This window comes from Mesorhizobium sp. LNJC391B00, from assembly GCF_000502535.1.
Taxonomy (GTDB): Bacteria; Pseudomonadota; Alphaproteobacteria; order Rhizobiales; family Rhizobiaceae; genus Mesorhizobium.
Genome location: NZ_AYWI01000014.1, coordinates 63,738 through 84,147 on the forward strand (window position 1 = coordinate 63,738; position 20,410 = coordinate 84,147).

Sequence of the window (20,410 nt, forward strand, 5' to 3'; positions counted from 1 at the left end):
CATGAGCCTCATTCCCAGAATCGGTCTGCCGAAAGGCCGTGCCGGCCAGTTCATCGTCGACGGCGTTGCCGATGGCTACGAAGCCTTTGCGCTGGTGCAGGCGATCCATGAGATTGCGCCTGACAAACCGGTGCTGTTCGTGGCGCGCGACGGCCAGCGCCTGCCGTCGATCATCGAGGCGCTGACCTTTGCCGCCCCCGGCCTGCCGGTGTTGGAGTTGCCGGCCTGGGATTGCCTGCCCTATGACCGCGTTTCTCCCGGCTCCGATGCCGCCGCCAAGCGGCTCGACGCGCTGACGGCGATGATCGCGCTGGCGAAAAAGCCGCATCGCGCCGTCATCCTGACCACTGCCAATGCGCTGCTGCAGCGCATTCCGCCGGCCGATCTGGTCGAAGCGCAGACTTTCCACGCAAGGCCCGGCAACCAGATCGACATGAACGCGCTGGTGTCCCGGCTGGAGATTTCCGGCTTCGAGCGGGTGCCGACGGTGCGCGGTATCGGCGAATTCGCCGTGCGCGGCGGCATCCTCGACCTCTACGCACCCGGCTGGACGGAAGCACTGCGGCTCGATTTCTTCGGCGACACGCTGGAATCGATCCGCGTCTTCGACGCCGCCACGCAGCGCACCACCGGCCAGCGCAAGTCGATGGCGCTGCAGGCGATGAGTGAAGTGGCGCTGACCCCCGAAACCATCAGCCGCTTCCGCCGCTCCTATATCGAAGCCTTTGGCGCGCCGCAGCGCGACGACGGCCTTTATGCGGCGGTGAGCGAAGGGCGGCGCTTTGCCGGCATGGAGCACTGGCTGCCGCTGTTCTACGAGCGGCTGGAGACAGTGTTTGATTATCTGCCGGATGCGCCTGTCATCTTCGACCATCTGGCGCACGAAGCGCTGGCTGAGCGTCACACGCTGATCCTCGACCACTACGAAGCGCGCCGCAAACAGGCCGACGCCGCCTTGAAGGACGCCGTGCCCTACAAGCCGGTGGCGCCGGACCTGCTCTATCTCTCACCGGAAAACCTCGTAGCGTCGCTCGGACCGCGCGAAGCCATCGACTTCACCGCCTTCGACGCGCCCGATGTCGGGGCCAAGAAGGTCTTCCATGGCGGCTCGCGCCATGGCCGCAGCTTTGCCGAGGAACGGGCTGACCCAAACATCAACGTCTTCGATGTCGTCGTAAAACACATCGCCGACGAGCGCGCGGCGCGCCGGCGGGTCATCGTCGCCGGCTGGACCGAAGGCTCGCTCGACCGGCTTGGCCAGATCCTGGCCGAGCACCATCTCGGCAATCTCGTGCCGGTGGCGACGCTGGCCGAGGCGGAAAAGCTCGAGCCGGGGCAGGCGGCACTCGCCGTGCTGCCGCTGGAATCCGGCTTCGAGACCGAACAACTGGTCGTCGTCGCCGAACAGGATATTCTGGGCGACCGGCTGATCCGGCGCTCGAAGCGCAAGAAGCGCGCGTCGGATTTCATCGCCGAGGCGTCGTCGTTGTCGGCGGGCGACATCGTCGTCCATGCCGATCACGGCATTGGCCGTTTCATCGGCCTGCGCACCATCGAGGCGGTCGGCGCGCCGCATGATTGCCTGGAAATCCACTATGCCGGCGACGACCGGCTGTTCCTGCCGGTGGAAAACATCGAGCTTCTGTCGCGCTACGGCTCTGACACAGCCGAGGCGACGCTGGACAAGCTCGGCGGCGGCGCCTGGCAGTCGCGCAAGGCGCGGCTGAAGAAGCGCCTGCTCGACATGGCCGGACAGTTGATCCGCATTGCCGCCGAGCGCCAGATGCGTACCGCGCCGCCCATGGTGCCGGCGGAAGGGCTTTACGGCGAGTTCTCGGCCCGCTTTCCCTATGAGGAGACCGACGACCAGCAGGGCGCGATCGAGGCCGTCGTGGACGACCTCGGCGCCGGCAAGCCGATGGACCGGCTGATCTGCGGCGATGTCGGCTTCGGCAAGACCGAAGTGGCGTTGCGCGCCGCCTTCATCGCGGCGATGGAAGGGTTCCAGGTCGCGGTCGTGGTGCCGACGACGCTGTTGTCGCGCCAGCATTTCAAGACCTTTTCGCAGCGCTTCTCCGGCCTGCCGATCCGCGTCAGCCAGGCCTCGCGGCTGGTCGGCGCCAAGGAACTGGCGGAAACCAAGAAAGGCATCGGCGAGGGGCAGGTCGACATCGTCATCGGCACCCATGCACTGCTCGGGTCGGCGATCTCGTTCAAGAATCTCGGCCTGCTGATCATCGACGAGGAGCAGCATTTTGGCGTCAAGCACAAGGAACGGCTGAAGGACCTCAAAACCGACGTCCACGTGCTGACGCTGTCGGCGACGCCGATCCCGCGCACGCTGCAGCTTGCCTTGACCGGCGTGCGCGAACTGTCGCTGATCGCCACGCCGCCGATCGACCGCATGGCGGTGCGCACCTTCATCTCGCCTTTCGACCCGCTGGTCATACGCGAGACGCTGCTGCGCGAACGCTATCGCGGCGGCCATTCCTTCTATGTCGTTCCGCGCATCAGCGATCTCGCCGAAATCCATGATTTCCTGCGCGAATCCGTCCCCGAGCTGAAGGTGGCGGTGGCCCATGGCCAGATGCCGCCGGGCGAACTCGACGACATCATGAACGCCTTCTATGACGGCCAGTACGACGTGCTGTTGTCGACCACCATCGTCGAATCCGGGCTCGACATTCCGACCGCCAACACGCTGATCATCCATCGCGCCGATATGTTCGGCCTGTCGCAGCTCTACCAGCTGCGCGGCCGCGTCGGCCGTTCCAAGGTGCGGGCATATGCGTTGTTCACGCTGCCGGCCAACCGCAAGCTCACCGACACGGCCGAGCGCCGGCTGAAGGTGCTGCAGTCGCTGGACACGCTTGGCGCCGGGTTCCAGCTCGCCAGCCACGACCTCGACATCAGGGGCGCCGGCAATCTACTCGGCGAAGAACAATCCGGACACATCAAGGAGGTCGGCTTCGAGCTCTACCAGCAGATGCTGGAAGAGGCGGTGGCCGAGGTGAAGGACTCCGGCGAGGTCCAGGACGGCGGCTGGTCGCCGCAGATCGCTGTCGGCACGGCTGTCATGATCCCGGAAAGCTACGTGCCGGACCTTCAGCTCAGGCTGGCGCTCTACCGCCGCCTTGGCGATCTCGAAAACACCGAGGAGATCGATGCTTTCGGCGCCGAGCTGATCGACCGCTTCGGCCCGCTGCCGGAGGAAGTGAAGCATCTGCTCAAGATCGTCTTCATCAAGGCACTCTGCCGCAGGGCCAATGTCGAAAAACTCGATGCCGGCCCCAAGGGCGTCGTCATCCATTTCCGCAAGCGCGAGTTTTCCAACCCGGTCGGGCTGGTCAAGTACATCGGCGAACAGGGCTCGCTGGCCAAGATCAGGGCCGACCACAGCGTGGTCTTCATCCGCGACTGGCCGACAGCCGAGAAGCGTCTGGCGGGCTCGGCTGTCGTCATGACGCAGTTGGCGCGGCTGGTGGCCACCTAGACTTTCGGATGGAAATTCGACTGCAACTGCAGGTCGGATGCCGAGAACGTGCCGGCGCCGACGATGACGTGCCCGGCAGGCACGGTGAAGCCGCGCGCGGCGCCGGCGCCTTTCAGCAATCCGGCCCGTCGGTCGGGGTCGGGCTCACGAAAACTGCCGCCCGGTTCCAGCCGGCAACTGTCGACGGTGATCGCGCCGAGAAGCTGGCTGCCCGAACCGAGCACCGTCTCACCGAACACCGCCGCGCCGTTGAGATAGCGGCCTTGATCGCCGATCACGATCGAGGCTCCCGGCCTGTTGGCCTTTGCAGTAAAACCGCCTTCGCCAAACTGGTTGCGTGAGCCGACGCGGATTGCGCCGGCGGATGCTTCGAACAGTGTGTTGGCGTGGAAAATGTTGGCGTCGCCGATCTCCAGCGCGCCACCGTCGGTGCAGAACAGGTAGACGCCGGGGAAGAAGACGTTGCCTCGCCCGATGACGGCGCCTGCGGAAATCAGCGTGGAGTAGGGGTCGTAGATCACGTTGCCGCGCTCGGACAGGCCAACAACCTCTTCGATCGTAAACAGGCCTTGCTCGCGGCGCACGCGGTCAAGGTAGGCGGACACGGACATAGGGACTCCATGGAGAATTGTTGCGCAGCGGACGATGACCGGCGCGACTACATCGGTGAGGATCGATTCTGGCACCAAGGGATATTGCACAGCCGTCGCGAAGATAAGAAGCCAAAGTGGGTCGCGGCATGGAGCTCCCCATCATTCGCCAGCGCTTGAATTCCGGTCTAGAATAGAAAATCGGCTTCGTGTATGGAGCCGCCATCCCCATATGGGGCGGGAATGGCGGGCAAAAGCCTGCTGGAAAGAGCGTTTGGGTGCAGCGATGACGAAATGGTCGCCGAATTCTTGGAGAGCAAAGCCGATCAAGCAGGTTCCTGCCTATCCGGACCTCGCCGCGCTGAAGAACACGGAAGCCCAGCTCGCCACCTTTCCGCCGCTGGTTTTTGCCGGTGAGGCGCGCAAGCTGAAGAAGCAGCTTGCGGCTGTCGCTGCCGGCGACGCATTCCTTCTGCAGGGCGGCGATTGCGCCGAGAGTTTCGCCGAACATGGCGCCGACAACATCCGCGACTTCTTCCGCGTCTTCCTGCAGATGTCGGTGGTGCTGACCTTTGCCGGCGCGCAGCCGGTGGTGAAGGTCGGCCGTGTCGCCGGCCAGTTCGCCAAGCCGCGCTCGTCCGACAATGAGACCAAGGGCGAGGTGACGCTGCCAAGCTACCGTGGCGACATCATCAACGGCATCGAGTTCGACCCCAAGTCGCGTATTCCCGACCCGGCCCGCCAGGAAATGGCCTACCGCCAGTCGGCGGCGACGCTTAACCTGCTGCGTGCCTTCGCCCAAGGCGGCTACGCCAGCCTGGAGAATGTGCATCGCTGGATGCTGGGCTTCGTCTCCGACAGCCCGCAAGGCGAGAAGTATGGCATGCTCGCCAACCGCATCACCGAGACGATGGACTTCATGAAGGCCGTCGGCATCACCTCGGAGACCAACTACGCGCTGCGCGAGACCGACTTTTACACCAGTCACGAGGCGCTGCTGCTCGGCTATGAAGAGGCGCTGACCCGCGTCGATTCGACCTCCGGCGACTGGTACGCAACGTCGGGCCACATGATCTGGATCGGCGACCGCACCCGACAGCCCGACCATGCGCATGTCGAATATTGCCGCGGCATCAAGAACCCGCTCGGCCTCAAATGCGGCCCGTCGCTGACGACTGACGGCCTGCTGGAGCTCATCGACCTGCTCAATCCGGAGAACGAGCCGGGCCGGCTGACGCTGATCGCCCGCTTCGGCTCCGACAAGGTCGCCGACCATCTGCCGAAGCTGGTGCGCGCGGTGCAGAAGGAAGGTCGCAGCGTCGTGTGGTCGTCCGACCCGATGCACGGCAATACGATCGAGGCTGCCGGCTACAAGACGCGGCCGTTCGACCGCATCCTCAAGGAAGTGCAGACCTTCTTCGAGGTGCATCGCGCCGAAGGCACGCACCCCGGCGGCATCCATGTCGAGATGACCGGCAAGAACGTCACCGAATGCACCGGCGGCGCCCGCGCCATCACCGCCGAGGAGCTGCAGGACCGCTATCACACCCATTGCGACCCGCGCCTCAACGCCGACCAGGCGATCGAGCTGGCGTTCCTGGTGTCGGATCTCTTGAAGAAGAGCCATCCGGTGCAGCACAAGCAGGTGGCTAACGGCTGAACCCGTTTTCAGAATTGAAATGATAAGCGCCAGAGAAATCCGGCGCTTTTTCGTTTGATCAACGCCCGCGTTCCCAGCGCAATCCGTTGAGCCGGGGATCATTGGCGAAGGCGGTTCTGGAAAACTCGATGCGCCTTTCCGGAAATTCGCAGATCCCCTGGACGCCGAGGGAGCCTAGCCGGATGCGCCATGTGTGCGGCTCCAGCGGCTTGGCCTTGGTAAAGCCGCGGCATGTCAGCAGCGCCACATTGACGCCCTTCGGGTCGCGCGCCGAACGGTAACGGATCGCCTCCAGCCCAGCCTCACGCGCGACATCGGCAATCGCCTGGCTGGCGGCGTAGTCGGTCGGATGCGTCCACTCAGCCTGATCGCGGTCGAGTGGCGGCCGCGTGAGGTCGACAGCCTTGTCGGTGCGGATCGCGGCGGCGAAGGCGGTGTATTCGGCGGCGTCGTGCGGCCATGGCGTGTCGGGCGAATCGGCGAAGAACAACAAGCGGTAGAAGGCCATTTCGGCGACCGCCGTCATGATCGTCTCCGCGGCATAGTAGACACCCAGGGTGCGGCCAGCGCGGCGGAAGCGCGAGCCGTAGGGATAGATCGAGCCGTAGCGGAAGGGCGTCGCCAGGAGATAGTGGAGATGCCGGCATTCCATGGGGATCTGCGGCTTGGTCTCCTCGATCAGATCCTCGAGCAGCGCCTGTTCGTCCAGCGTGTCGACGATCTTCAGCGTCGAGACGCGGTGCTGCGCCTCGACCATGCGCCAGTATTTGCCGTCGAGCCGGACGGCTTCAGACGAGAGCGCGTCGGGAGTCCAGATAGGCAATGACATCGACAAGCCCGGTAATGGTGAGGATCTTTTCAAGCGGGCTGCCATCGAAAGCCGTGTTGGCGTTCTTCAGCCATGCCCGGGCTATCGTCTCGTCACCGCCGACAATGGCATCGAGCGAACGGAACAGCCGCACGAACAGCACCGCGAGTTCGAACGGCTTGGTGCCGCGCTCCAGCAGGAATTCCTGCCTGCGCATGCGTGAAACCGTGGCTTCCGAGACGCCGATGATCGACGCAAGCACCCTGGCGGTTATATCCAAGAGTTCGGCGGCGCGCAGCGTGGCCTTGGTCAGAACCGCGTTTTCGGCCGCCGTCGCGGTGAGATCAGGGGCGGCATTGGGTTGTGTAACAGACATGGCCTCTCTCTTTCCATGGAAAATATAGTCCACTAAAATTCATATGGAAAGAGGCGGGATCCGATAAATTTGCCTGTGCCCGGGAATTGGCTGCACGCCGAAGTGTCAGTCTTTCTTGTATAGCAGCCAGTTCTTGCCCGTGCGGCCGGCCATTGTCGAGTGCCGGGTGACGCGGTTGCGCCCGCCAACCTTGGAGCGGTAGAGCGCCCGGTCCGCCTTGGTGTAAAGATCCTCCGGGCTTTCCGCTTCGGAAGCCATGCAGATGCCCATGGAAACGGTCACCGTGCCGTAATTGGCGCCGGTCTGGCTGCTGGTGAACGGCGTCTGTTCGATCAGCACGCGGATGCGTTCGGCGATCTCGTAAGTGGTATCCTCGCTGGCGCCCTCGACGATCAGCGCGAATTCCTCCCCGCCGGTGCGGGCAACGAACATGTCTTCACGGATGCTGGTCTGGAAGATTTCAGCGACGATCTGGATGATCTTGTCGCCGACCGGGTGGCCGTAGCGATCGTTGACACCCTTGAAATGGTCGATGTCGGCAAGGATCAGGGCGTTGAACAGGATCCCCTTGTTGGAGGTGTAAATCGCCGTGATTTGCTTGTCGAAGGCGCGGCGGTTCCAGATATGGGTCAAGGGGTCGGTGTCGGCGAGCCGCTTGTACTCCTCAAGCTTCGACTTGACGCTCTCCAGTTCCGCCGTCTTGTCGCTCAGCGTGGTTGCAACCTGCTTGCCGTGGTCGAGGGTCGAGTTGGTGGCCGCCGCCATGGCGCTGGCGACCTTCTGCAGCAGATCCTGCGAAAGCAGGCTGCGGTTGGCGAGGCCACTCGATGTCTCATCGAGGATCTTGCCGTATTTCTCGATATGGCTACGTTCGCTGCGCAGCAGCAAGGCGATGTCCTCGAGTTCCCTGGCCAGCACGTCGCGCGCCTGCTCGACAATGCCGGGACCGTGATGCTGGGCAAAGAAAGCGCGGCCGATGCGGTCGAGATCGTCCTGCGTCGGCTGGTTGCCGAGCGCGACGACGGCCAGGCCGAGTTCGCGATTGGTGCCTTTCAGTGCTTCGTAGAAGATTTCGTAATTGCGCGGCAGGCCAAGCACGCCGAGCTGACGCATGGTCGCCACAACGGCTGTTGCAATGTCGCTGTTTCGGTCGGTCTGGACGGCTGCCGGCTGCATGTTCTGTTCACTCTGCCTCTGGGAACCATCGCAGACCGTGCGAGATGCCGCCGACCGGAGAGTGCCAGCCGTATTTCGGATCATCCTGCGAAAGACACGTCCCCAATCGCGACATTCGCTTGGCAACGACCATAGATGCGCCGGCGCTAAAGTTTCCTTAATGTGCCGCCAGGTAACGCGTCCGTTCTACCGCAGGCTGCAGAAATGGTTTGCAAAGATCCTGAGGTCAGGTCCGAACACGCCCACCCCATGTCGCATTTGCCGGTGCCCGGCTGCGGCAAAACTGAAATCCTCTCGGCCAGCGGCGAAGCCGTGGACGATGGCTGGTGGAGGTAGGGATGAGCAACAACCACAGCGGATCTTGCCTGTGTGGAGCCGTGCGTTTCCAGACGCGAGGGCCGTTGCGCGGCGTCATTTATTGCCACTGTTCGCAGTGCCGCAAGCAGAGCGGGCATTTTTACGCCGCGACCAACGTCGCCGACGGCGACATCACGATAACCGGCGCCGACAACATCAGCTGGTACGAATCGTCTTCCTTTGCCAAGCGCGGCTTTTGCAAGATCTGCGGCTCGGTGCTGTTCTGGAAGCCGGGTCAGGATGCCTATGTCTCAGTTCTGGCCGGATCGTTCGACAACCCGACCGGGCTCGAAGGCCAATGCCACATCTTTGTCGGCGACAAGGGCGACTACTATACGATCGACGATGGACTGCCGCAGTTCGAGAAGTCGACGCCGACGATCAAGGTTGCGGAGGAGTGATTTTGCGGCGGCTGCCTTATTCCCTTGATCCAGCCATTGCGATATCCCCTGCCGGTGATTCGAAGGGGATGCGGCATGCAGCGGCTGATCGGTGCTTACTTCAATTCTGTGCGAGCCTTTCGCAAGCTCGCCGCCAGCGAAAGGGCATTTCAGCAGGAACTGATGCTGCTGGTGCTGGCGCTGCCGCTCGGCTGGTTCGTCTCGGTCTCGTGGCGCGGCTACGCGCTGTTGATCGGCGCGGTGCTGCTGCTCATCATGGTCGAAGTGCTGAACACCGGCATCGAGGCAGCCTGCGATGCCTTCAGTCGCGAGTTCAACGTCGACATCCAGCTCGCCAAGGACTGCGGCTCGCTGGCGGTGCTGATTTCGGTTGTTATCGTCGCCGGCGTCTGGGGAATCGCCCTCATCGAGCGCATCACGGGACTACCGATCTGATCTGAACGCTCCCATATGTTAGTCACCAAAGGAGACTGACGTCGTGGAAGCCAATTTTCTGCTGCTTGAAAGAGCCGGCCTGCCGGAAGACCTGCGCTGGCTGGCGGAAAAATATCCGCGCGAGACATGGCAGGGCCACGCCAACATCCACGGCATGGCAAACATGTGGCTGCAGCGGCACGACATGTTCCGAGAGCTGGGCGGCATGCTCACCAACGGCATTGGCGACTATCGCGAAGGCAGGCTGACGGCGCCGGATTTCGCCCGCTGGTTCGCGCCGCGGCTGAACCACTTTCTCGGCAATCTCGACGGCCACCACAATGTCGAGGACTACCAATATTTCCCGGCTTTCGCCAAGGCGGAGCCGCGCCTGAAGCGCGGCTTCGAAATCATCGATGCCGACCATCACACCATTCATGAGGGGCTGGAGCGCAACGCCGAGACGGCGAACGCCTTCATCCGCACGCTCGAGGAGAGCGAGGACAGGCAGCGCTTCGCCGCCGACGCCTATGCGGACGAGAACAGCCGGCTGATCGCCATGCTGAAGCGGCATCTGGCCGACGAGGAAGATCTCATCATCCCGCTGATCCTCGATCGCGGCGACCGGGCTCTGGTCGAGGACGACGACTGAACCTTACGATGTGGTTTCGCTGTCGCGGGCGTCCTTGGCGCGCTCCTTGCCGGCGACGGTGCGGGCGATGAGCCAGGCAAGGATGGCGACACCCAGACCTATGGCAAGCGCGATCAGCAGCCGTTCGTGATGGAGCAGTGCCTTGCCTATCATCTGCTCGGCGCCGAGGCCGAAGACGTAGCCGATGCCGCAGAACAAAGCCGCCCAGACCAGCGACGACACCGCGTTGAGGATAACGAAGCGCGCTACCGAAATGCTGGCGAAACCGGCCGCGATGCCGCCGACCAGGCGCAGGCCATAGATGTAGCGGTTGGACAGGACGAAGATGTTGGGATGGGACGAGACGAGACGGTAGGCGTGGTTGAAGCCGGGCCTCGCCTTCAGTTTCAGCACCCTGGGATGGTCGGCAAAGCTGCGGCCGAGAATGAAGAAAAACGTGTCGCCGACGAAGGCGCCAATGGCGGCCGTGAGGAAAGCCTTCCAGAGGATGAAGACATGCTGATGGGCGAAGAAGCCGCCGAGGATGGCCGCACTTTCGCCTTCGGCGACACAGCCCAGGAAAACCGCGATCAACCCATATTGCTCGATGAGGTGATGGACGATCCCGGTCATTGAGAGGTTTGCCGGCCCGACAGTTTTTCGTCGATGCGGTTCACCTGTTCGGCCAGGCGCGCGATGTCCTCGCGCACGCCGATGATCTGGCTGTGGCGCAGTTCGTCCAGCTTTTCATGCAGAGCCATGATCTCGATCTCGGCCTTGAGGTTGACCTCATAGTCATGCGCGGCGTCGATGCGGTCGCGCGCGGCCTGTCGGTTCTGCGACATCATGATCACCGGCGCCTGCAAGGCGGCGATCATCGACAGCACCAGGTTGAGGAAGATGAAGGGGTAGGGGTCGAACGAGTCTCGCCCGAGCAGCCACCAATTGGCGCCGATCCACAGCACCAGGAAAGCAATGAAGGACAGGATGAACGTCCACGAGCCGCCGATGCGGGCAATGGCATCGGCGATCCGGTCGCCGGCGCCCTGAAGGCCGGTGAGGCTGTCGTTGATATCCTGCGAGATGGGCTTGCGGTCGACAGTGCTCTGCAACACCCGCCGCTCGAGCTCGCTGAGGCCCTCCGGCGTTCGCTTCAGCCAGCGGTTGGCCAGTTCTGGCACGGTCTTGTGCATGGATGTCTCCATAGGAAAAGCGTCGGCTTGGCAGCCTCGTTTGCATATAGGAAGATGGCGTTTCGTCAAAAGCGCGGCGCGAGGATGCAGGATGCCCGATTTCGCGAAGATTCGCGCCCGTGCAGCAAAACGCAAAGGCGGCGACGCGGTGCTGACCTCGCTGCTCGGGCCGGCACCTGACAATGCTGCCGTTGCCGACATTACGGACGATCGCATCCTGTCGACGATGGCCGAGCGGGTGTTTGCCGCCGGCTTCGTCTGGCGCGTTATCGAACAGAAATGGCCTGGGTTCGAGGACGCGTTTCTCCATTTCGAGCCGAAACGGCTGTTGTTTCAGCCTGATGACTTCTGGCACGACCTGACGGCTGATCAACGCATTGTGCGCAACCCGCAGAAGATCAAATCCGTCCGCGACAACGCCGCCTTCGTTGAGCGTGTGTCGAAGGAACATGGCGGTTTCGGCAAATTCCTCGCGGAGTGGCCTGACGACGACCAGGTCGGGCTGATGGCGTATCTCGGCAAGCATGGCAGCCGGCTTGGCGGCAACACCGGCCAGTATTTCCTGCGCTGGCTGCAATGGGACGCCTTCGTCATCTCGGCCGATATGGTCGCGGCTTTTCGTGACGCCGGCCTCGACATCGCCGAAAGTCCGACGTCGAAGAGGGATCTCGACAGGATTCAGGCGCAGATCAACAAATGGGCGCAGGAAACCGGCCTGCCGCGCCGGCACATTTCGCGCATTCTGGCGATGTCGATCGGAGAGAACCATTCGCCGCAATCGCTGCGCGAATATATGGGCGACGACTGATCAACGAATTGGTCCAAACGAACGCCATTGCTCGGGCAAATTTGCCGCGCTAAACCGCACAGATGACCCAGAAGACCGCACCCGATATTCTGCGCATCGCCGTTGCCCAGCTCAACCCGACGGTCGGCGATGTCGCCGGCAACCTTGCCAAGGCGCGCGAGGCGAGGGCGGATGCCGCCCGCCAGGGCGCCGACATCGTGCTCTACACCGAGCTTTTCCTTGCCGGTTATCCGCCGGAGGATCTGGTGCTGAAGCCGGCCTTCCTCAAGGTTTGCGAGAAGGCCGCTCAGGATTTCGCCGCGGATACCTCCGATGGCGGGCCGGGCGTCATCATCGGCACGCCGCTGAAGCGCAAGAGCGGCACCCACAATTCGATCATCGTCGCCGATGGCGGCAAGATCCTCGCCGAGCGCTACAAGCTCGATTTGCCAAACTATGGCGAGTTCGACGAGAAGCGCGTCTTCCAGGCCGGGCCCGAGGCTCAGGGACCCGTCAACTTCCGTGGTGTGCGCATCGGAATTCCGATCTGCGAGGACATCTGGGGCGACGTCGGCATCTGTGAAACCCTGGCCGAGAGCGGCGCGGAAATCCTGCTAGTGCCGAACGGCTCGCCCTACTACCGCGCCAAGATGGACGTGCGCCATCAGGTCGTTATCCGCCAGGTCATCGAGACCGGTTTGCCGATGATCTATGCCAATCAGATCGGCGGCCAGGACGAGCTGATCTTCGACGGCGCCTCTTTTGCCATCGGCGCCGACAAGACGCTCGCCTTCCAGATGAGCCAGTTCGAGGAAACTGTCGACGTCACCACCTGGAAGCGCAGCCGTGTCGCCGCAGGCGCGCAAAATGCAGATAACTCTGGCGGCTGGGTCTGCTCGGAAGGGCCGATGTCGAAAATCCCCGAGCGCGAAGAGGCGGACTACCGTGCCTGCATGCTGGGCCTGCGCGACTACGTCAACAAGAACGGCTTCAAGAACGTCGTGCTGGGTCTCTCCGGCGGCATCGATTCGGCGATCTGCGCGGCATTGGCCGTCGATGCGCTCGGCGAGGAGCGGCTGCGGGCGGTGATGATGCCCTACCGCTATACCTCGGAGGATTCGCTGAAGGATGCCGAGGATTGCGCCCGTGCGCTTGGCTGCCGCTATGACATCGTGCCGATCTTCGAACCGGTCGAGGGTTTCCTACACACGCTGGCGCAGCTTTTTGAAGGCACCAAGGAAGGCATCACCGAAGAGAATCTACAGAGCCGCGCGCGCGGCACGATCCTGATGGCGATTTCCAACAAGTTCGGCTCGATGGTCGTCACCACGGGCAACAAGAGCGAGATGTCGGTGGGCTACGCCACGCTTTATGGCGACATGAATGGCGGCTTCAACCCGATAAAAGACCTCTACAAGATGCAGGTCTATGCGCTGTCGCGCTGGCGCAACAGCCATGTGCCGCCGGGCGCGCTCGGTCCCTCAGGCGAGGTGATCCCCAGGAATATCATCGACAAGGCGCCGTCGGCGGAATTGCGCGAGAACCAGACCGACCAGGATTCGCTGCCGCCCTATCCGGTGCTGGACGACATTCTGGAATGCCTGGTCGAGAACGAAATGGGCGTCGACGACATCGTCGCGCGCGGCCACGACCGGGCGACGGTGACGCGCGTCGAACATTTGCTCTACATTGCCGAGTACAAACGCCGGCAAGCGGCGCCGGGTGTGAAGATCACCCGGAAGAATTTTGGCCGCGACCGCCGCTATCCCATCACCAACCGTTTCAGGGATCGCGGCTGAACTTCGTTTAATTAGAGAACCTTGGGGCTTTCATGTTTTTCAGCTATTTCAAGGGAACGCCTGAATATCACATCCTGCGCTTCAAGAACGGCAAGGTCCGTGAGCAGGGGCGCGGCATCTCCTTCTGGTACGGGACGTTCGGCACCACCATCGCCATGGTGCCGGTGACGTCGCTCGACAACCCTTTCATCTTCACCGAGACGACGGCGAATTTCCAGGATCTGGCAATCCAGGGGTCGGTCAGCTACCGCATCATCGATCCACTCAAGGCAGCCGAAGGTTTTGATTTCAGCGCCAAGCTCAGCCGTGCCGACGTCGTCGGCGACGGCCGGGAGAAGATCGCCGAGCGCCTGGTGCTTGCGATACAGAGCCGCGCCCGCGCGGTGGTTTCGAGCATGACGCTGGAACAGGCGCTGGCCGAGGTGACCAAGCTCGGCGGCAATCTCGCCGAACTCCTGCGCAACGATCCGATTGCGGCAACCGCCGGCCTGTCGATCGAGGAGGTCCACATCACCTCGGTCCAGCCGACGCCGGAGATCCGCAAGGCGCTCCAGACCGAATATCGCGAGGCGCTGCAGCGCCAGGCCGATGCGGCGATCTATGGGCGCCGTGCCTGGGGCGTGGAGAAGGAGCGCGAGATCAAGCAGAGCGAACTGGCGACCGAAATCGAGCTTGCCGAACGCAACAAGCTGCTGGTCGACACCGAAGCGCGCAACAAGCTGACGCTTGCCGAGGCGCAAGCCAAGGCGCAGCAGCTGGAACTGACCGTCTATTCGTCGGCGCCCGCCCACGTGCTGACGGCGATGGCCTTCAAGGCCTGGGCGGAAAAGGGCGGTTCGGTCGGCAATCTGTCGATCACGCCTGACATGCTCACCAGCGCGCTCAGCCAGCTTTCCACGCCGAAAGCCGGGTCCTGAAAGGCAAGCACGGGTGGCAAGCGACCAGAGCGGCAGGCCGATCGACCGGGTGATCGTCGTCACCCGCAAGACCGAGCTGGAGGAGCTGACGACGCGCTTCAACACGCAGGGACAGGCGCGCTTTTATCTCCGGCAGGCCGGCATGAATTTCGACCCGGTCAAGGCGGCGCATGACGTCTATCACCAGGCGCTCGACCGGGTGATGGGTTCGCTTCCCCAAGGCCTCAAACAGTTGCGGCTCGACCGCGAACTGGTACCGCAGTTCGAATTCGGCTCCGACGCGGTGATCGCGCTCGGTCAGGACGGGCTGGTGTCCAACACCGCGAAGTACCTCCCGTACCAGCCGCTGATCGGCATCAACCCGAACCCGGCGCTTTTCGACGGCGTGTTGCTGCCGTGGAATGCCGACGATACCGAAAAGGTCCTCGGCCTGACGATCGCCGGCAAGGCGAAGCGCCAGGCGGTGGTGATGGCCGAAGCGCGCTCCAATGACGGACGCCGGCTGATCGCCTTCAACGATCTGTACGTCGGCGCCTCGACGCATGTCTCGGCGCGCTACGAGTTGACCTATGGCGGCAGGACCGAGCGCCAGTCGTCGAGCGGCATTATCATCTCCACGGGCGCCGGCTCCACCGGCTGGCTGCGCTCGGTGATGGCGGGCGCCGCGGGACTGGCCGCGGCCTATGGTGACAACTCCGTGCCGACCGTGCCGCCGCAAGGCTACGATCGCGAAGGCGAACAGCTGTTCTTTTCGGTGCGCGAACCGTTTCCGAGCAACACGACCGGCGTGTCGCTTGTGCATGGCGTCATCACCCGCGACCGGCCGCTGGTGGTTTCTTCGCGGCAGAGCAGGGGCGGCGTCATCTTCAGCGACGGGATGGAGCTCGATTTCGTCGAGTTCAATTCCGGCACCGACGTGACCATCGCGATCGCCGACCAGAAGGCCTATCTCGTGGTGCCATAAACGCGCCACGTGGGCAGCCAAATCACCGGCCGGACTGAATTCGGCCGCCCGCCATTCTTTGCGATGCACCATGCCCGACTGTGAAATCAGCTTCGACATGTCACGGATCGATTTCCGGGCGACCTCCGACCTGTTGATGGCCAGCTATTGGGGCGACGGTCGCAGCGATGAGTTTCATCGCCGCGCCTTTGCCAACTCGCTTTGCGCCAGCGCCTATCTGGATGGGAATCAAGTCGGTTTTGGCCGGGCCATCACCGACCGTACGGTGTTTGCCTATCTCGCCGACATCATCATCTGGCCGCAGCAGCGCGGCCGGGGCATTGGCTTGCAACTGGTGAGGGCGCTCATCGATCACCCTGAGCTCAGCACGGTCTCGCACTGGAGCCTGTCGACCAGCGACGCGCATGGCGTCTATGAGAAGCTGGGCTTCAAGGCATCGACCGATGGCCGCTATATGCGCCTCGATCGCAACCCTGATTGAGCGATGCGCCGTGCGGGCTCGCCCGCCAGTTGTTGCAAAATAACCTCAGTGGTTGGACCAGATACGCATTGCCGCTCGCTCTTGGCGATCCGCCGAGGCGTCTCTATAAGGACCGCTCCGCAATTGCCTTGCGGGAGGTCCGAATGGCAGTATTTCACATGGTAATGCGAGGCCGCGAAGCTTAGGTCTCACCTGGCGTCCGGCGAAGGCTTGTCCTTCGCGCCGGGTTGTGTGCGTCAAGTTCTGCAAAATGGGGCAGCCATGATGCTGGTCATGCGGCTTGGCGCAGAGCGAGCTTCTTGTGCTCGCGCAGGTCGTCCATGTTGATGTATCNCCCTACACGACGCTCTTCCGATCTATGGGGCGGCCATGATGCTGGTCATGCGGCTTGGCGCAGAGCGAGCTTCTTGTGCTCGCGCAGGTCGTCCATGTTGATGTATCGGTTGGCCTCCATCCAGTTTTCATTGGTCTCGACGGCCAAGGCCCTGACCAGGCGCAGGCAGCTTTCGGTATTGGGGAAGATGCGCACGACATAGGTGCGCCGGCGGATTTCCTCGNGCGAGATCGCGCCGGTCGTAGAGCCAGCGCAATTCCTGCAGGCAGTCGTCGCCGTGCTTCCTCGGCAGATGATCGAGCGCGTTCCTGAGGAAGTGCACGTAGCAGCGTTGCCAGGCGGCTTCGGGGATCACCTCGCCGATCGCTGCCACCAGGCCGGCGTGATCGTCGGACACAACCAACTCGACGCCCTTGAGGCCGCGCGCCTTGAGGCCGACGAGGAAGTCCCTCCAGGCCGAGCGGCTCTCGCGATTGGCCATCTCCACGGCCAGGATCTGGCGCCTTCCGTCCCAGTCGATACCGACCGCGATCAGCACCGCCTGGCTCATGACAACACCGGCTTCACGCACCTTCTCGTAGCGCGCATCGAGGATGAGGTAAGGAAACGGCTCTTGAAGGGGGCGCCTGGCAAAGGCAGCGAGGCTCTCGTCCAGCCGCTTGTTGATGGCCGAGATCGACGAGGCCGAGAAGGCATGGCCGCACAGTTCTTCCGTGATCGCCTTCACCTTGCGGGTCGACACGCCCTGCACATACATCTCCGCCAGTGTCGCCACCAAGGCCCGCTCGGAACGCTGGTAGCGCTCGAACAGCTCGGTGGAGAAGCGCCCGGCCCGGTCCTGCGGAACCCGCAGCTCGAGCTTGCCGACCCGCGTCACAAGGGTACGGCCGTAATAGCCCGAGCGATAGCCAAGCCGTTCGGGCGTGCGCTCGCTCTTCGAGGCACCCAGCGCCTCGTCCATCTCGGCCTCAAGCACCTCCTGCATCACCGCACGGAGCACTTCGTGCAATCCATCCGGGTTCGAAAGCAAAATGTCTTTGACGGCAGCGCTGGCGGTCTTAACTTCAGTCTTGGTCATGGTGGCGTTCCTTCGCGGGAATCAGGTGACGTGAACAATCACCAGCCTGCCATGACCGCCCCCTCTCAGCGAATTTGCAGAACTCTCAGCACACTACCCCCTTCGCGTCGCACGGTGGACTAAGTACAAGAGGCCATTACGGCGCGTCGCCAAAGCGGAATATACACAAATGTCTTCCGTCTGGATGGCAGCTGCAGAGCAAGTTCGGCCCACGCCCGCAAAGCCAGGCGAACAATGCCTTTACCGGATTAACTTGGCGTATCCGGAAAGCAGGTTCATCCGGAAGGGCAGGGTGTTCTGGAAGGGTGGGTTCACCTGCACGGGTAGGTTCATCAGGAAGCTTAATATCTTGAGCGTCTATGCAATGTCGCTCTCTCAAAACCGGGGAACCGCTTTTGAGCGACACGCATTGGGTGAGCACAGAAAGACGATCGGCTCCGCACTTCTTCCTGTTTCGGCTCGCCGATGCGGGCAAGCGTGTACTTGTCGACGTTGTTCGCATACGGCTTCGATATCGGCGTAGGCGCCGTGTCACCGTGCCGCGATAAGGGTTCACAGCGGTCGAGTTGACGATAGCGTTCTCAGCGAAGATGTCGGCGGTTCGAGCCCGCCATCGCCCACCATATCCGGCCCGCATATCCCGAATGCCGGGCGCGGCCGCAATGAGCCGCACCCGCCGTTCTTTCCTGGCGCGCTAGCCTATCGCTTGACGTAGCAGTTCTTCTTCACGCGGCGGATGGGATCCTCGCCAAAGGCGTCGACGCTGCATGTGACGCCGTTCCTGAATACGCCCTGGACGTACTGGCCACGCGCCCCGTATCTCACCACTTTGCGGCCACGGAACTCGCAGAACCGCCCCTCCGAGGCGCAGGCCACCCATCTGCCGCGGCCCTGGCCGTAATCATTATCGCCGTAATTGTCATCATTGCCGTAATTGTCGTCGTCGTTGTCACCATAATCATTACCGCTATCGCGCCTCGCAATATAGCAGGCCTTGTCGCGGCCGGGCGCCGGGTCGCCGAAGACGCGATTCGAGCAAGGCACGGAACGACGATCGAAGAAGCGGGAGGTGGTCTGGCCGCGCGCGCCGTAGACCACTTCCGAGGGGTAGGGCAGGCGGCACATGCCGCCTTCATCGGCGCATTTCTGCATGCGCTGGGCCGACGCGGTGGCGGGGAAAAGGATAGAAACTGACGAGGCCAGGCCGACCAGGCAAATGAATGTAAACGTCATCCGGATCAAAGCAGTGAAGGTTTTTGACATGATTTTGTCTCCCGTTCGATTCGACCAGCATGGTACAGCTGCCTTGTTAAATGCACGATGAATGAAAGCCCTCGCGGAGGCAGCACAATGATCGACCATCCACGGCGGCTGATGTTACAGCTGCTATTGGCATTGGCAATCTCTGGTATTGGGCGCTTCGCCTATGCGGGGAATGTGGGCGACGGCGTCGACCAGCCCGCCGCCAAGGCAGCCTTGCTCAAGGCCTATCCCGGCCTTTTCACCATTTCGGGCAATGTCCTGACCTGGACCGACGGCACCACCATGGTGTGGAACGACGACAAGGCGCGCGACGCCGACGCGCTGCTTGAGAGCCCCGACATCGAAGACATGTTTCGCTACGTCTATCCCAGAGCAGCCGAGGGCGCGCTGGTCCCGGCGGAGGATTTCGATCCCGGCCGTATCCGCAATGAACCTTTCTTCGAGAAGCTCTACGGGGCAAGTGCCGCCGAGGTGGGCAAGCACATCGCCAACGTCAAATGGTTGCCGAAGCTCGGCGAGAAGACCGTGCAGGTCACCAGGATTTTCGGCATCAACGACCGGCTGGGCAAGGTCTCCGCTGCGCTTGAGGCGATGCCCGCGGAACTGAGCCGTTACGGGCTCAAGCCCGGCGGCGGCTTTGTCTGGCGGCCGATCGCCGGCACCGACCGGTTGAGCGTTCACTCGTTCGGAGCGGCCTTCGATATCAATGTCGGCTTCTCCGACTATTGGTACAACAACAGGAACAAAACCAACCCGAAGGCCCACATTCCCTTCAAGAACCGGATTCCGCTGGAAATCGTGGAATTGTTCGAGAAAAACGGCTTCATCTGGGGCGGGCGCTGGTATCACTACGACACCATGCACTTCGAGTACCGGCCTGAGTTGCTGCTGTACAAGGAATCCGGCTGATCACGGCGGCAGCAGCCGGAAATCCTTGCCTTCGGGCAGCAACTGGCCGCCGTCGACGACGATGGTGGTGCCGGTGATGTAGCTGGCATCGTCGGAGGCGAGGAACAGGAAGGCGTTGGCGACGTCGCGCGGACTGCCGAGGCGTCCGAGCGGGATCGAATCCTCCATGTTCTTGATGTAGGCGGCGCCGCGATGCAGCTCGATCGCTTCGGTCAGGATGTTGCCGGGCTCGACGCCGTTGACGGTGATGCCGTAGCCCGAAAATTCCAGCGCCGCCGAGCGGATGAAGCCGTTGATGCCGGCCTTGCTGGCGGCATAGTGGCCGTGGCCGGGGCTGGTGACGTGCGGACCGGTGATCGACGAGGTGTAGAGCATGCGCCCGTAACCTTGCGCCTTCATCGGCGCCAGCGCCGCCAGCGTGGCGTTGAACGTGCCGCGCAGATTGACCGCCATCACCCGGTCCCAGTCGTCCGGGCTGGTGTTTTCGATCAGCTGCCAGGGATAGATGCCGGCATTCTGCACGACGATGTCGAGGCGGCCATGGCGGCTCAGCGCCAGCGCCACCGCAGCTTCTGCATCGGCCATTTGCGAGATGTCGGTGCGAATGAAATCCGCGCCGAGCTCGTCCGCGGTCGCCTGGCCGGCTTCGGCCTCGCTGTCGGCCAGGACCAGCCTTGCGCCTTCTTCGGCAAAGCGCTGGGCGATGCCCTTGCCGATGCCGCGCGCGCTGCCGACGATCAGCGCGACCTTGCTTTCGAGCCGTCCTGTCATGCCAGCCG

At 62.8% G+C, this 20,410-nt stretch carries 20 protein-coding genes; 11 read left to right on the forward strand and 9 right to left on the reverse strand.

Annotated features, from left to right (window positions below; all coding sequences use genetic code 11):
* Window position 1 precedes the first annotated feature (1 nt).
* A complete protein-coding gene (mfd, locus tag X750_RS139260) occupies window positions 2-3,493 on the forward strand; it encodes a transcription-repair coupling factor (protein WP_023748543.1) in 3,492 nt (1,163 codons plus the stop codon).
* On the opposite strand, the gene X750_RS139255 is transcribed toward mfd, so the two are convergent.
* Window positions 3,490-4,104 carry a hypothetical protein gene (locus X750_RS139255; RefSeq protein ID WP_023748544.1) on the reverse strand — a complete coding sequence of 205 codons (615 nt, stop codon included), beginning with the start codon at window positions 4,102-4,104 and terminating at the stop codon, window positions 3,490-3,492. The genes mfd and X750_RS139255 overlap by 4 nt on opposite strands.
* A gap of 265 nt (window positions 4,105-4,369) precedes the next feature.
* Between X750_RS139255 and X750_RS139250 the strand changes: the two genes are divergently transcribed.
* Window positions 4,370-5,743 carry a 3-deoxy-7-phosphoheptulonate synthase class II gene (locus X750_RS139250; protein ID WP_023688326.1) on the forward strand — a complete coding sequence of 458 codons (1,374 nt, stop codon included), beginning with the start codon at window positions 4,370-4,372 and terminating at the stop codon, window positions 5,741-5,743.
* Between the two features lie 58 nt (window positions 5,744-5,801).
* Here X750_RS139250 and X750_RS139245 read toward each other — a convergent pair whose 3' ends face one another.
* From X750_RS139245 to X750_RS139235, 3 genes are all read right to left on the reverse strand, one after another.
* On the reverse strand, window positions 5,802-6,572 hold the full coding sequence (locus X750_RS139245) for an RES family NAD+ phosphorylase (protein ID WP_023748545.1): 771 nt from the start codon (window positions 6,570-6,572) through the stop codon (window positions 5,802-5,804).
* On the reverse strand, window positions 6,532-6,927 hold the full coding sequence (locus X750_RS139240) for an MbcA/ParS/Xre antitoxin family protein (protein WP_023667557.1): 396 nt from the start codon (window positions 6,925-6,927) through the stop codon (window positions 6,532-6,534). Before X750_RS139240 ends, X750_RS139245 begins: the two co-directional genes overlap by 41 nt.
* Window positions 6,928-7,032: 105 nt before the next feature.
* Window positions 7,033-8,103: a GGDEF domain-containing protein gene (locus X750_RS139235; RefSeq protein WP_023681555.1), complete on the reverse strand. Its 1,071-nt coding sequence runs from the start codon at window positions 8,101-8,103 to the stop codon at window positions 7,033-7,035.
* Between the two features lie 338 nt (window positions 8,104-8,441).
* On the opposite strand from X750_RS139235, the gene X750_RS139230 reads away from it, so the two are divergent.
* From X750_RS139230 to X750_RS139220, 3 genes are all read left to right on the forward strand, one after another.
* Window positions 8,442-8,861 carry a GFA family protein gene (locus tag X750_RS139230; RefSeq protein WP_023667555.1) on the forward strand — a complete coding sequence of 140 codons (420 nt, stop codon included), beginning with the start codon at window positions 8,442-8,444 and terminating at the stop codon, window positions 8,859-8,861.
* A 75-nt stretch (window positions 8,862-8,936) separates the two neighbouring features.
* Window positions 8,937-9,296 carry a diacylglycerol kinase gene (locus X750_RS139225; RefSeq protein ID WP_023667554.1) on the forward strand — a complete coding sequence of 120 codons (360 nt, stop codon included), beginning with the start codon at window positions 8,937-8,939 and terminating at the stop codon, window positions 9,294-9,296.
* A gap of 43 nt (window positions 9,297-9,339) precedes the next feature.
* Window positions 9,340-9,927 carry a hemerythrin domain-containing protein gene (locus X750_RS139220; RefSeq protein WP_023748546.1) on the forward strand — a complete coding sequence of 196 codons (588 nt, stop codon included), beginning with the start codon at window positions 9,340-9,342 and terminating at the stop codon, window positions 9,925-9,927.
* 3 nt (window positions 9,928-9,930) lie between these two features.
* On the opposite strand, the gene X750_RS139215 is transcribed toward X750_RS139220, so the two are convergent.
* Both X750_RS139215 and X750_RS139210 read right to left on the reverse strand, forming a co-directional pair.
* Window positions 9,931-10,539: a DedA family protein gene (locus X750_RS139215; protein ID WP_023688331.1), complete on the reverse strand. Its 609-nt coding sequence runs from the start codon at window positions 10,537-10,539 to the stop codon at window positions 9,931-9,933.
* Window positions 10,536-11,099: a DUF1003 domain-containing protein gene (locus tag X750_RS139210; protein ID WP_023691179.1), complete on the reverse strand. Its 564-nt coding sequence runs from the start codon at window positions 11,097-11,099 to the stop codon at window positions 10,536-10,538. The genes X750_RS139215 and X750_RS139210 overlap by 4 nt, the downstream gene beginning before the upstream one ends.
* Window positions 11,100-11,190: 91 nt before the next feature.
* On the opposite strand from X750_RS139210, the gene X750_RS139205 reads away from it, so the two are divergent.
* The 5 genes from X750_RS139205 (at window position 11,191) to X750_RS139185 (ending at window position 16,047) form a co-directional block, all read left to right on the forward strand.
* Window positions 11,191-11,907 carry a DNA-3-methyladenine glycosylase I gene (locus X750_RS139205; protein ID WP_023748547.1) on the forward strand — a complete coding sequence of 239 codons (717 nt, stop codon included), beginning with the start codon at window positions 11,191-11,193 and terminating at the stop codon, window positions 11,905-11,907.
* 62 nt (window positions 11,908-11,969) lie between these two features.
* Entirely contained in the window at window positions 11,970-13,685 is a 1,716-nt protein-coding gene (locus X750_RS139200; RefSeq protein ID WP_023667549.1) for an NAD+ synthase, read from the forward strand.
* Between the two features lie 32 nt (window positions 13,686-13,717).
* Window positions 13,718-14,602, forward strand: a complete 885-nt coding sequence (locus X750_RS139195) for an SPFH domain-containing protein (RefSeq protein ID WP_023667548.1) — start codon at window positions 13,718-13,720, stop codon at window positions 14,600-14,602.
* 13 nt (window positions 14,603-14,615) lie between these two features.
* Window positions 14,616-15,566 (forward strand): NAD(+)/NADH kinase, encoded by a 951-nt coding sequence (locus X750_RS139190; RefSeq protein WP_050588495.1) that lies wholly within the window; start codon window positions 14,616-14,618, stop codon window positions 15,564-15,566.
* Window positions 15,567-15,636: 70 nt separating this feature from the next.
* Complete coding sequence (locus X750_RS139185) at window positions 15,637-16,047, forward strand: GNAT family N-acetyltransferase (RefSeq protein WP_023735336.1); 411 nt, start codon at window positions 15,637-15,639, stop codon at window positions 16,045-16,047.
* A gap of 461 nt (window positions 16,048-16,508) precedes the next feature.
* Here X750_RS139185 and X750_RS01000000163365 read toward each other — a convergent pair whose 3' ends face one another.
* Window positions 16,509-17,459 (reverse strand): IS256 family transposase, encoded by a 951-nt coding sequence (locus X750_RS01000000163365; RefSeq protein ID WP_245271911.1) that lies wholly within the window; start codon window positions 17,457-17,459, stop codon window positions 16,509-16,511.
* A gap of 699 nt (window positions 17,460-18,158) precedes the next feature.
* On the reverse strand, window positions 18,159-18,722 hold the full coding sequence (locus X750_RS139180) for a hypothetical protein (RefSeq protein ID WP_031243485.1): 564 nt from the start codon (window positions 18,720-18,722) through the stop codon (window positions 18,159-18,161).
* 87 nt (window positions 18,723-18,809) lie between these two features.
* Between X750_RS139180 and X750_RS139175 the strand changes: the two genes are divergently transcribed.
* Window positions 18,810-19,631, forward strand: coding sequence for a M15 family metallopeptidase (locus X750_RS139175; protein ID WP_198021010.1), 822 nt, complete (start codon window positions 18,810-18,812; stop codon window positions 19,629-19,631).
* Here X750_RS139175 and X750_RS139170 read toward each other — a convergent pair whose 3' ends face one another.
* The gene (locus tag X750_RS139170) at window positions 19,632-20,402 is read right to left on the reverse strand and encodes an SDR family oxidoreductase (RefSeq protein WP_023706421.1); all 771 of its coding nucleotides are present in this window, start codon (window positions 20,400-20,402) and stop codon (window positions 19,632-19,634) included.
* Between the last annotated feature and the right edge of the window lie 8 nt (window positions 20,403-20,410).

What these genes read in the sequence shown, in the direction of transcription:
- mfd (WP_023748543.1), top strand. Translation starts at nt 2, where the DNA reads ATGAGCCTCATTCCCAGAATCGGTCTGCCGAAAGGCCGTGCCGGCCAG.
- X750_RS139255 (WP_023748544.1), bottom strand. Translation starts at nt 4,104, where the DNA reads ATGTCCGTGTCCGCCTACCTTGACCGCGTGCGCCGCGAGCAAGGCCTG.
- X750_RS139250 (WP_023688326.1), top strand. Translation starts at nt 4,370, where the DNA reads ATGACGAAATGGTCGCCGAATTCTTGGAGAGCAAAGCCGATCAAGCAG.
- X750_RS139245 (WP_023748545.1), bottom strand. Translation starts at nt 6,572, where the DNA reads ATGTCATTGCCTATCTGGACTCCCGACGCGCTCTCGTCTGAAGCCGTC.
- X750_RS139240 (WP_023667557.1), bottom strand. Translation starts at nt 6,927, where the DNA reads ATGTCTGTTACACAACCCAATGCCGCCCCTGATCTCACCGCGACGGCG.
- X750_RS139235 (WP_023681555.1), bottom strand. Translation starts at nt 8,103, where the DNA reads ATGCAGCCGGCAGCCGTCCAGACCGACCGAAACAGCGACATTGCAACA.
- X750_RS139230 (WP_023667555.1), top strand. Translation starts at nt 8,442, where the DNA reads ATGAGCAACAACCACAGCGGATCTTGCCTGTGTGGAGCCGTGCGTTTC.
- X750_RS139225 (WP_023667554.1), top strand. Translation starts at nt 8,937, where the DNA reads ATGCAGCGGCTGATCGGTGCTTACTTCAATTCTGTGCGAGCCTTTCGC.
- X750_RS139215 (WP_023688331.1), bottom strand. Translation starts at nt 10,539, where the DNA reads ATGACCGGGATCGTCCATCACCTCATCGAGCAATATGGGTTGATCGCG.
- X750_RS139210 (WP_023691179.1), bottom strand. Translation starts at nt 11,099, where the DNA reads ATGCACAAGACCGTGCCAGAACTGGCCAACCGCTGGCTGAAGCGAACG.
- X750_RS139205 (WP_023748547.1), top strand. Translation starts at nt 11,191, where the DNA reads ATGCCCGATTTCGCGAAGATTCGCGCCCGTGCAGCAAAACGCAAAGGC.
- X750_RS139200 (WP_023667549.1), top strand. Translation starts at nt 11,970, where the DNA reads ATGACCCAGAAGACCGCACCCGATATTCTGCGCATCGCCGTTGCCCAG.
- X750_RS139195 (WP_023667548.1), top strand. Translation starts at nt 13,718, where the DNA reads ATGTTTTTCAGCTATTTCAAGGGAACGCCTGAATATCACATCCTGCGC.
- X750_RS139185 (WP_023735336.1), top strand. Translation starts at nt 15,637, where the DNA reads ATGCCCGACTGTGAAATCAGCTTCGACATGTCACGGATCGATTTCCGG.
- X750_RS139180 (WP_031243485.1), bottom strand. Translation starts at nt 18,722, where the DNA reads ATGTCAAAAACCTTCACTGCTTTGATCCGGATGACGTTTACATTCATT.
- X750_RS139175 (WP_198021010.1), top strand. Translation starts at nt 18,810, where the DNA reads ATGATCGACCATCCACGGCGGCTGATGTTACAGCTGCTATTGGCATTG.
- X750_RS139170 (WP_023706421.1), bottom strand. Translation starts at nt 20,402, where the DNA reads ATGACAGGACGGCTCGAAAGCAAGGTCGCGCTGATCGTCGGCAGCGCG.